Source organism: Rhodococcus sp. APC 3903, from assembly GCF_030407755.1.
GTDB lineage: Bacteria > Actinomycetota > Actinomycetes > Mycobacteriales > Mycobacteriaceae > Rhodococcus_F > Rhodococcus_F erythropolis.
On the sequence record NZ_JASDCV010000007.1, the window covers coordinates 289,834 to 298,866 of the forward strand.

Genomic DNA, 9,033 nt, shown 5'->3' on the forward strand with positions numbered 1-9,033 from the left:
CTTACTCGGATCGTTTCGGCATTCGGGCAAGCTGCGGTCAGTCGACGAGTGCCCGCTTGTGGGCATTTCCTCGCAAGGTACTCAAAGCGATCGCGCTGACGGCGCACGTTGCCATCACGAAGTAGGCCGGAATATCGAGATTGGAAGTTTCCTTGATCAGCCATGTGATTATCAGACCGGCGCAGCCCGAAAAGACCGCGTTGGACAGGGAGTATGCGAGTCCCAATCCGGTGTACCGGACCGAGGTGGGGAACATCTCGGAGAGCATGGCGGGTCCGGGTCCGGCGACAAGTCCCACTGCGGCGCCGGCGGCAAACACTGCAAATCCCTTGGCGGTCAGAGACGTCTGCTCATTCTGCAGGACGTTGAGCAGCGGCAACGCAAGGACCAAGATCAAAACGGTGCCGGTGAGCATGACCGCGCGTCTCCCGATGCGATCACTGAGCCCGCCCGCAAGCGGAATCGTCACTGCGAAGCCGGCATTGGCAAGTACCGAAGCAACCAGTGCCTGATGGAATGTCGCGTTGAGTGAACTCTGAAGATAAGTCGGCATCACGACGAGGAACGTGTAACCCGCCGCAGACCAACCCATCAACCGACCGATGCCGAGCAGGATCGCCCTGGCGGTCTCGCCGACGGTCGGCTGCACCACCGGCGTCGCCGCATCAACTGTCGGTTCGGACTGGACTGCGCGGGCACGCTCGAACGACGGCGTTTCTTCGAGTCGGAGCCTGAGCCACAGGGCGACCAGGCCCATCGGAAGTGCAAGGAGGAACGGGATGCGCCAGCCCCAGTCGTTGAGCTGACCGGAGTCGAGAACTGTCGCGAGGAGCGCCGCGATTCCGGCACCGGCGAGCAATCCGAGCGCGACCGTGAACGATTGCCACGACCCGTACAGTCCGCGTCGTCCCGGGGGCGCGAACTCGGTCATCACCGACACCGCGCCGCCGAACTCGCCTCCGGCCGACAGTCCCTGGAGGATCCGAAGAACCGTCAAGAGCAGCGGTGCCAGAATTCCGACGCTCTCGTAGGTGGGGAGCACACCGATCAGGGTCGTCGCACCCGACATCAGCAGAAGAACGATCACCAAGGTGGGGCGTCGGCCGATGCGGTCACCGAGTCGACCGAACAGTGCGGCCCCCACTGGGCGGAAGAAGAAGGCGAGCGCAAACGACGCGTAGGTCTTGATCAGGCTTTCGAGGTCGCCGGAGCCGTCGGCGCTGAAGAAGTTCGACGCGATGATCGTCGCGAAGAACCCGTACACACCGAACTCGTACCACTCGATGAAATTTCCGACGGAGCCGGCGACGAGCGCCCTGCGCCGTTTGAGCTGCGCACCATCGTTCCGTGTCTGCACTGTGATGCCCATGCCGTCCTCCGTTGACGAAACCCGAATATGCAACAAAGTTTCATCTGAACGGAGTAGAAATGTCAAGAAGTTTCACAATTGGGTTTTCGTGGGTCCCCCCGAATCCCTACGCTCCTGCGAACGTGAATGCCTCCGCCCGTTCGAACTGGTCGGTGGAGTCTCCGGAGTAGACCGTGCTCTCGTTCGGGCCCAGCCCGAGCTTCCGGACGGGCGTCCCCTCCCCGAGATCCATCGACGCCACATCCACCCAGAACGTATTCGGGGTCATCGCAGACTCGAAGAAATAGAGCGCGCGTTTGTGATCGACCACCGTACGCCAGCGGGTCGACGAGATGTTGGGCTCGTCTGGAGTCGAAATACCCAGCGGCACCGAGACGTTGCGAATGACACTGAACGTCGACGCCAACGCGGACCGCGGATCGTCCGTCTGCGGTATCGCATCCACGTAGAAGGACGCGCGGGCGAATCTGTCAGCGGCACGGTTCGTTCCGGGCAGCATCACAGTCCCGTTGATCTGCTTCCAGTACTCGTTGACCGCGAGTTGCTGATCGAAGATCGGAGAATTTGTCATCACCTGGTACTCACGGCTGTGATGAATAGTCGCGCGTCCACCGACGTATTCGATGATCGCACTGTCTCCCTTGGCATCCGAGAGTGACATGTGAAGGGTAGCGAGACGGTCTTCACCGGGAACAGCAGCAGTCACGACGGTGAACGGTTCCGCTGCCAACACCTCGACTGCTTCCTGAACTGTCGCAAAACAATCCAGAACATACTGCGCCCACGCTGCGATGGACAGACCCGGAGTCGAGCCGTCGTATGCCGGGTACTCGGACTCAACCAACCACAAGAGATTTGCAGACAGTCCTGCCTCGTTGACCCCATCGGTTGTGCACATGTCGTAGGCCGTTGCGACAACACTTCCGTATTTCGACGTCCACTGAATCGAGTTCGGACCCGCGCAACCCTCTCGCGTCATGCCCCGCGGAAATGCCCAGAGATTAGTTCCGAGATCAACCTTCCAATCCATCGATCGAGCAGTGATCACAGTGTCGTTGGGCCCCAAGTAGACCAAGCGTGTACACATCGAAAACTATCCCTTCCTCACGGCGTGACGATATTGAAACTGGGATCGAAGGTATCCAGCAACCCTCCCAGTGTCTCCAGCGCCGTTTCGTCTCCGGTGAGCGTAATCTTCCCGGCTTTGGCAAGTTCCGCAGCCGCACCCGGTTGCAGAAGTGCGCCGATCAGTGCAGCTTTCGGCCCGGACACCGTCAGTTGTGTGTTCGACGCCGCTCCCCGGCGGGCATTGAGGACGCCGCGCCTGACCCAGGCCGTCCAGGTCTCGTCGTCGTGATCGGTGAACACGAAATCGATGTGGAGGTCGACGTCAGTTGCCTTGTCTCCGATGAGATGCACTGCTACGAAGTCGAACAAGATATCGATGGGCATCGCGAGGACGCTGTCTTCGCTCGCAGTGATGTACGGCGGGGGTTGCGAGCCCTCACGCAATTCCAACGCTGCCGAAAGGTAGATACCTCGCCACTGAGGTCCCTCGGCTTGATACCCCATCTGCTCGTAGACGTCAGCCTGAAGGTTCTTCGCCTCGGTGTTCTCCGGTTGAGCGAACACCAACTTGTGCAGGATCTCTGCCGCCCACCGGTAGTCTGCGGCGTCGAATGCTCGCTTACCCTCATCCAGGATCTTCTGCGCCCCAAGGAGATCGACGAACCTCTTCGCCGACTCGACCGGTGGATGTGGATGAAGCGTCACCGGATCGCCGTCCCACATTCCCAGTTCCTTGGTGTACACGGCACGCACGTCATGATGCAGAGTTCCGTGGTACCCGCGGTTGTGCCACTTGCGGCCGAGCTCCTCGGGTAGCTCGATCACCTCGGCGGCTTCGAGCGGCGTGTATCCCTTGTTCGCCAGCCGGAGCGCCTGGTCGTGAATGTATTTGTAGGTATCCCTTTGTGATTCGATGAAGCCAACGAGGTCCTCGTTGCCCCACACCGGCCAGGTGTGCGGTCCGTAGTGAACGGCCGCGTCGTCGCCCCACCGTTCCAAAGTCTCGTCCAGGTATCGCGCGAAATTGCGGGCATCGCGGGTACGCGCACCGCGCAGGGTCTGGATGTTGTGGAGTGAATGATTGGCGTTCTCCGCACACGTCAGTGCAGCGAGTTCGGGGATCCAGATGTGCATCTCCTCCGGAGCCTCGGTATCGGGTGCATAGAGGAATTCGAACTCCAGACCCGCAATTTCTCGCTTCGTTCCGGTTTCGGTGATGCCGTCGGTGGGGGAAATATACGAGATCTGAGGGCCTTTGGTGCTGAGCACGCCGATCCCGCACGAGACCGCCCCTTTCGGACCGAGGTCGAGCAATCCGCCGAAGGCATAGAACGACCGCCTCGCCATGGCATTGCCGGCGACAACATTCTCGCCGATTGCGAACTTGTCGAACGATGCGATCGTGCCCGGCGCGATGATCGGCACCTTTCCCGACGCAACGTCCTCGACGTCGATGATGCCTTTGACTCCGCCGTAGTGGTCGATATGGGTGTGCGTGTAGATGATCGCTGCAACCGGCTTGTCGCTGACGTGCTCGCGAATCATCTTCATGCCCTGGCGCGCTGATTCGACTCCCGCCATGCAGTCGATGATGATCAGGCCTTCATCACCCTCGACGACCGTCAGGTTTGCGATGTCGTTGTTTCTCACCTGGTAGAGGCGATCCGTCACCTGGTAGAGCCCACCCCGGCGAATTACCTGACTCTGGCGCCACAAACTGGGATTGACGGTGTCCGGCGCCGGAACGTCGTCGCCGATGTACGCCAATGCCTCGGGGTCGAAGACCACATGCCCGTCGTCGCCGAGAACATTGCCAGGCAACGGTGCGATCAAGCCACGATCCGCGTCGACAAAATCTTGCCGGTCATCCATGGCGTACCGCGTGACCGCTTCGCGATTCACCGTCACGGTGGCCGGTGTTGCGTCCTTTGGTGTCTGGCACATGGCACTCCCCGCTCGGATACGACGATCAGATACCCATAATCTCTATCCGGCGGCAGCGGCGTTGGAATCACCCGCGCAGGGTGAACTCACACTCCTCACCCCTTCGTCTTCTCGGAACCTCCTGACATCAGGGCGATGACAAGAACCACGAGTCCACATGCGACGACAAGGATCCAACCCGCTCTCGATGCCTCGGCGATGTCTGATTGTGCGCTGCCGGCGATCATGCCGCCGGCCAGCGCCACACCGAGAGCAGCGCCGAACTGCCTTGCACTGGAGGTGATCCCGCCGGCAAGGCCTGCCTGCGCTCTCGGTAGTCCGTTGACGGCGGTGTTGGTGATCGGAGCATTCGAGAAACCGAAGCCGATACCGAGGAACAGGTACGCAATTAGCAACGTCGCAGTGCCTGTGCTGTTGTCGAGAGAGACCAGGCACAGTCCGCCGAGCGCGGTGAAGCTTCCGGCGATCAGCAACGGCAATCGTGCACCGAAGCGTCCGACGAGAATCCCCGACAACGGCGCACAGATGGTTGCGGCGACTGCCATCGGTAGTGTCATCGCGCCCGCGGCGGCGGGAGTCATTTCACGCGCCTGTTGAAGGTAGAAGGTGCCCAGAAGCAGCGTCGCGTTGAGTGCCACGAACACCACGATCGCGCCGAGGACTGCCCCGGTGAACGGTCGGTGCCGAAACAGCGAGGGGTCCATGAGCGGCTCGCTCTTTCTCGATTCGACCCGGACGAACGCTGCCAGCGCGGCAGCGACGGCGACGTAACCCGCGATTGCACCGGAGGCCAGCCACCCGATTCGTGGGCCTTCGATGAGCAGAGCCACGGATCCGCCCACGACGACCATCAGAAGCACCTGCCCCGGTAAGTCGAGACGTCGAGGTTGTTCAGCCCGGGACTGCGGTACGAACACCGCGGTCAGCACGAGAACGACTGCGATGACGGGCACGTTGATCCAGAAAACGGATCGCCAGCCGAAGCTCTCGATGAGGACTCCGCCGACTATCGGTCCTGCTGCCATGCTCAGACCGAAGACCGCAGCCCACACGCCGATCGCCTTGGCTCGCTCCTTCGGGTCTGTCATCACGTTGACGACGATCGCCAGGGCCACCGGACTGAGCATCGACCCACCGACTCCCTGCGCGATCCTCGCCGCAATCAGAACTCCCACCGACGGGGCCAGCGCGCAGACGATCGACGCCACCCCGAAAACGACCAGTCCGATCTGGAAGATCCGCCTTCTACCGAACCTGTCGGCCAGGGCGCCGGACGAGATCAGCAAGCTCGCCAAGACGAGTGTGTACGCGTTGACAATCCATTCGAGACCAACGGTTCCGACGCCGAATCCCTCCCCGATCGCGGGGAGAGCGACGTTGACGATGGTCGTGTCCAACCCGACGACGAACAAGCTCGTGCAGCAGATGGCCAGAATGCCCCACCGGCGGCGTGCGTCAAGTCCGATCACTTGCGGTTCGTCGATCCCGCTCGAAGGTTTCATCTCGGACTCCATCTCTCGAAGTGTTCTGCCGTGCTCGCCAGTCGAAAGGATCGTCGCAACCCAGCCTGCAAAGCCGGTAAGAAATTTGCAGAAACTGCAAAGATGAGCGCATGGACGCCGAACTCGAGCAGTTGCTTACCGATATCGGGCCGAGACTGCGAACGCTTCGTCGGGATCGCGATTTGACCCTCGAGGCCCTGTCCGACGCCACCGGCATCTCCGTCAGCGCACTGTCGCGACTCGAATCGGGTAAGCGTCGTCCCACCCTCGATCTGCTGTTACCGCTCGCGCGTGCTCACCGGGTCGCGCTGGACCAACTCGTCGGCGCTCCCGCCACGGGCGATCCTCGGGTCCATCTCACCCCGAGTCGACGCAAGAACGGCAGTGCCGTCGTTCCGTTGACGCGCTATCCGGGCCGGGTGCAGGTCTTCAAACAGGTGATCGGTCCACGTCCACCGAAGCTCGTCACCCACGCCGGCTACGAATGGCTCTACGTCCTCGCTGGGGATCTGCGTCTCATTCTGGGTACGAACGAGGTTGTCCTGCACCCCGGTGAAGTCGCGGAGTTCGACACCGCCGAGCCCCATTGGTTCGGGCCCGCCGATGAACAGGTCGTGGAGATCTTGCATCTGTTCGGCCCGCAGGGCGAAAAGGCGCACGTACGCACGAAGGCAAGAACTACTACTGCGCACGAACCGGTACCCGAAAGTTAGACCACTGCATGCGTTTTCAGTCGGTTCGACAGTGTATGAGCGTACTCGAGAAGTAGCGTTCCCAACTCGGCATGACGCGTGGGCCGAAAGCGGGTTTCCACTCCCGTCAGGCTCAGCGCCCAGTCCGGGCGCCCGTTGCGGTCGAACACCGCGGCACCCATTCCCCAGCTTCCCTCGACGATGAGGGCTGGATTGACGGCATAGCCGGTGACACGCGTCGACTCTATTCGCTCGCGGATTGATGCCTCACTGTGGATCTCACCCCATTCCGACTCCAGATTCGCTCGGGCGAAATAGTCGTCGACGTCCCGCGTCGGTAGGTGGCTCAAGATGGCAAGCCCCGCCGACGCGACCCCCAACGGGAATCGCTTCCCCTCGTGCAGCACGTGAGATCGCAGCGGAAAACTGCCTTCCTGACTCAAGATGCAGACGGTCTCGTCGCCGCGACGTGCCGAGAGGAATGCACTCTCCCCCGTGACCCGGGCGAGGTCGTCGACGATGTCGCGAGCGCGGTCGGTGATGTCGTACCGATTTCCGGCCGCGGCGCCCAGGAGGTACAACTCCGGGCCGAGAGACCACCGACCGGTTCGTGCGTCACGGTCGACCAGTCCTTCGGCAGCCAAAGACGTGAGCAGTCGGTGCGCGGTGGGCCGAGCGAGGCCGGTGACCTTGCCCAATTCAGTGGTGGAAATGCCCGTTGACTCAGAGGCGCCGAGGGCTCGCAGAAGTGCCGCCACCCGCGCGACCATGGCCGGTGATTGCTCGTGAGTAGGCATGAGTTCATCCTAGCGTCCATTCAGTGAACGAATTTTCTTCAGATGGTCAGCAGTCGATCAGTTCTGTGTTGATATTCAAGATCCCTTGAACCTGTGAACTGGAGATAGTTCACTGGATAGCGAAGTGAGTGAGTGTCTACTCAATGAACGCTTGGCAGGGAGAAAACATGACAGCAAAGGTGTACGAGTCCGCGGCGGACGCGGTCGCCGACATCGTCGACGGAGCAACGCTGGCCGTCGGCGGATTCGGTTTGTGCGGCATCCCCGACGTATTGATCGACGCGATCGCAGCAACGAGTGCAACCGACCTCGAGGTGTTCTCCAACAACTGCGGCGTCGACGATCACGGTCTCGGAATCTTGCTGAGCGCCGGACGTATCCGACGGGTGACCGCGTCGTACGTCGGTGAGAACAAGGAGTTCGCCCGGCAGTACCTGGCCGGCGAACTCGAAGTGGAACTGACGCCGCAGGGCACGCTCGCCGAGCGTCTGCGCGCCGGCGGAACCGGAATCCCCGCATTCTTCACACCGGCCGGAGTGGGTAGCCCCATCTCCGACGGCGGAATGCCCTGGCGCTACGACGCCGACGGCTCGATCGCTATTGCATCGCCTCCGAAGGAGACTCGCGTCTTCGGAACCAAGCGTTACGTGATGGAAGAGGCGATCAACGCCGACTACGCACTCGTGCACGCTGTTCTCGGTGACACCGACGGCAACCTCGTGTTCGACAAGACCGCGATGAACTTCAACCCGCTCGCCGCGATGGCGGGACGGGTCACCATTGCTCAGGTGGAACGTCTGGTCGAGCCCGGTGAAATCGACCCGGCATCGGTACACCTGCCCGGAGTCTTCGTGCAGAGAATTGTGCACACCGGCCCTCAGAACAAGCGAATCGAAAAGCGAACCGTCAGCGCTTCGGAAGGAACCTCACGATGACCGCACCAGTGACAGTGACGGGTTGGACGCGCCAGCAGATGGCAGCGCGGGCGGCTGCAGAGATGATCGACGGCGAGTACGTCAATCTCGGAATCGGTCTTCCCACACTGATTCCCGGATACCTGGGGTCGGACGTTCGTGTGGTCCTGCACTCGGAGAACGGAATTCTCGGTACCGGACCGTATCCCACCGAGGACAACGTCGATCCTGACCTCATCAACGCCGGCAAGGAGACCGTGACCGTCAATCCCGGTGCGGCATATTTTGATTCGGCCCTCTCGTTCGGGATGATCCGCGGCGGCCACATCGACACCGCCGTTCTCGGCGGCATGCAGGTGTCGAAGACGGGTGACCTCGCAAACTGGATGGTCCCCGGCAAGATGGTCAAGGGAATGGGCGGCGCAATGGACCTCGTCCACGGTGCCCGGCGTGTCATCGTCGTCATGGAGCACAACGACCGCGACGGCAACCCCAAGATCGTCGACGCGTGCACCCTGCCCCTGACCGGCCAGGGCGTGGTGAATCGGATCATCACCAACCTCGCCGTCATCGATGTGAGCGACGAAGGCCCACTTGTCCTGCGTGAACTCGCCCCCGATGTCAGCGTCGAAGACGTTGTTGCCGCGACCGGCACCGAACTGAAAGTTGAACTGGCATGACCGACACGACCACTGTGATTGTTGCGGGAGCTCGTACCCCGATGGGTCGACTCCTCGGATCGTTGAA

8 protein-coding genes are annotated in these 9,033 nt (G+C 61.5%); 3 read left to right on the top strand and 5 right to left on the bottom strand.

Features of this window, described 5'->3' with window-relative positions:
* Positions 1-37 precede the first annotated feature (37 nt).
* From QMA15_RS12940 to QMA15_RS12955, 4 genes are all read right to left on the bottom strand, one after another.
* Positions 38-1,369, bottom strand: a complete 1,332-nt coding sequence (locus QMA15_RS12940) for an MFS transporter (RefSeq protein ID WP_019747533.1) — start codon at positions 1,367-1,369, stop codon at positions 38-40.
* Between the two features lie 106 nt (positions 1,370-1,475).
* The gene (locus QMA15_RS12945; RefSeq protein ID WP_166501933.1) at positions 1,476-2,456 is read right to left on the bottom strand and encodes a linear amide C-N hydrolase; all 981 of its coding nucleotides are present in this window, start codon (positions 2,454-2,456) and stop codon (positions 1,476-1,478) included.
* Positions 2,457-2,473: 17 nt separating this feature from the next.
* Positions 2,474-4,381 (bottom strand): alkyl sulfatase dimerization domain-containing protein, encoded by a 1,908-nt coding sequence (locus QMA15_RS12950; RefSeq protein ID WP_290284777.1) that lies wholly within the window; start codon positions 4,379-4,381, stop codon positions 2,474-2,476.
* A gap of 95 nt (positions 4,382-4,476) precedes the next feature.
* Complete coding sequence (locus QMA15_RS12955) at positions 4,477-5,883, bottom strand: MFS transporter (RefSeq protein ID WP_029254642.1); 1,407 nt, start codon at positions 5,881-5,883, stop codon at positions 4,477-4,479.
* Positions 5,884-5,993: 110 nt separating this feature from the next.
* Between QMA15_RS12955 and QMA15_RS12960 the strand changes: the two genes are divergently transcribed.
* Positions 5,994-6,596 carry an XRE family transcriptional regulator gene (locus QMA15_RS12960; RefSeq protein WP_113682242.1) on the top strand — a complete coding sequence of 201 codons (603 nt, stop codon included), beginning with the start codon at positions 5,994-5,996 and terminating at the stop codon, positions 6,594-6,596.
* Here the strand turns inward: QMA15_RS12960 and QMA15_RS12965 are convergent.
* Entirely contained in the window at positions 6,593-7,372 is a 780-nt protein-coding gene (locus tag QMA15_RS12965; protein WP_113682241.1) for an IclR family transcriptional regulator, read from the bottom strand. The genes QMA15_RS12960 and QMA15_RS12965 overlap by 4 nt on opposite strands.
* 167 nt (positions 7,373-7,539) lie before the next feature.
* Between QMA15_RS12965 and QMA15_RS12970 the strand changes: the two genes are divergently transcribed.
* Positions 7,540-8,307 carry a CoA transferase subunit A gene (locus QMA15_RS12970; protein WP_153211317.1) on the top strand — a complete coding sequence of 256 codons (768 nt, stop codon included), beginning with the start codon at positions 7,540-7,542 and terminating at the stop codon, positions 8,305-8,307.
* On the top strand, positions 8,304-8,966 hold the full coding sequence (locus tag QMA15_RS12975; RefSeq protein ID WP_020906493.1) for a 3-oxoacid CoA-transferase subunit B: 663 nt from the start codon (positions 8,304-8,306) through the stop codon (positions 8,964-8,966). Before QMA15_RS12970 ends, QMA15_RS12975 begins: the two co-directional genes overlap by 4 nt.
* Positions 8,967-9,033 lie beyond the last annotated feature (67 nt).

What these genes read in the sequence shown, in the direction of transcription:
- QMA15_RS12965 (WP_113682241.1), bottom strand. Translation starts at nt 7,372, where the DNA reads ATGCCTACTCACGAGCAATCACCGGCCATGGTCGCGCGGGTGGCGGCA.
- QMA15_RS12975 (WP_020906493.1), top strand. Translation starts at nt 8,304, where the DNA reads ATGACCGCACCAGTGACAGTGACGGGTTGGACGCGCCAGCAGATGGCA.
- QMA15_RS12945 (WP_166501933.1), bottom strand. Translation starts at nt 2,456, where the DNA reads ATGTGTACACGCTTGGTCTACTTGGGGCCCAACGACACTGTGATCACT.
- QMA15_RS12960 (WP_113682242.1), top strand. Translation starts at nt 5,994, where the DNA reads ATGGACGCCGAACTCGAGCAGTTGCTTACCGATATCGGGCCGAGACTG.
- QMA15_RS12950 (WP_290284777.1), bottom strand. Translation starts at nt 4,381, where the DNA reads ATGTGCCAGACACCAAAGGACGCAACACCGGCCACCGTGACGGTGAAT.
- QMA15_RS12955 (WP_029254642.1), bottom strand. Translation starts at nt 5,883, where the DNA reads ATGAAACCTTCGAGCGGGATCGACGAACCGCAAGTGATCGGACTTGAC.
- QMA15_RS12970 (WP_153211317.1), top strand. Translation starts at nt 7,540, where the DNA reads ATGACAGCAAAGGTGTACGAGTCCGCGGCGGACGCGGTCGCCGACATC.
- QMA15_RS12940 (WP_019747533.1), bottom strand. Translation starts at nt 1,369, where the DNA reads ATGGGCATCACAGTGCAGACACGGAACGATGGTGCGCAGCTCAAACGG.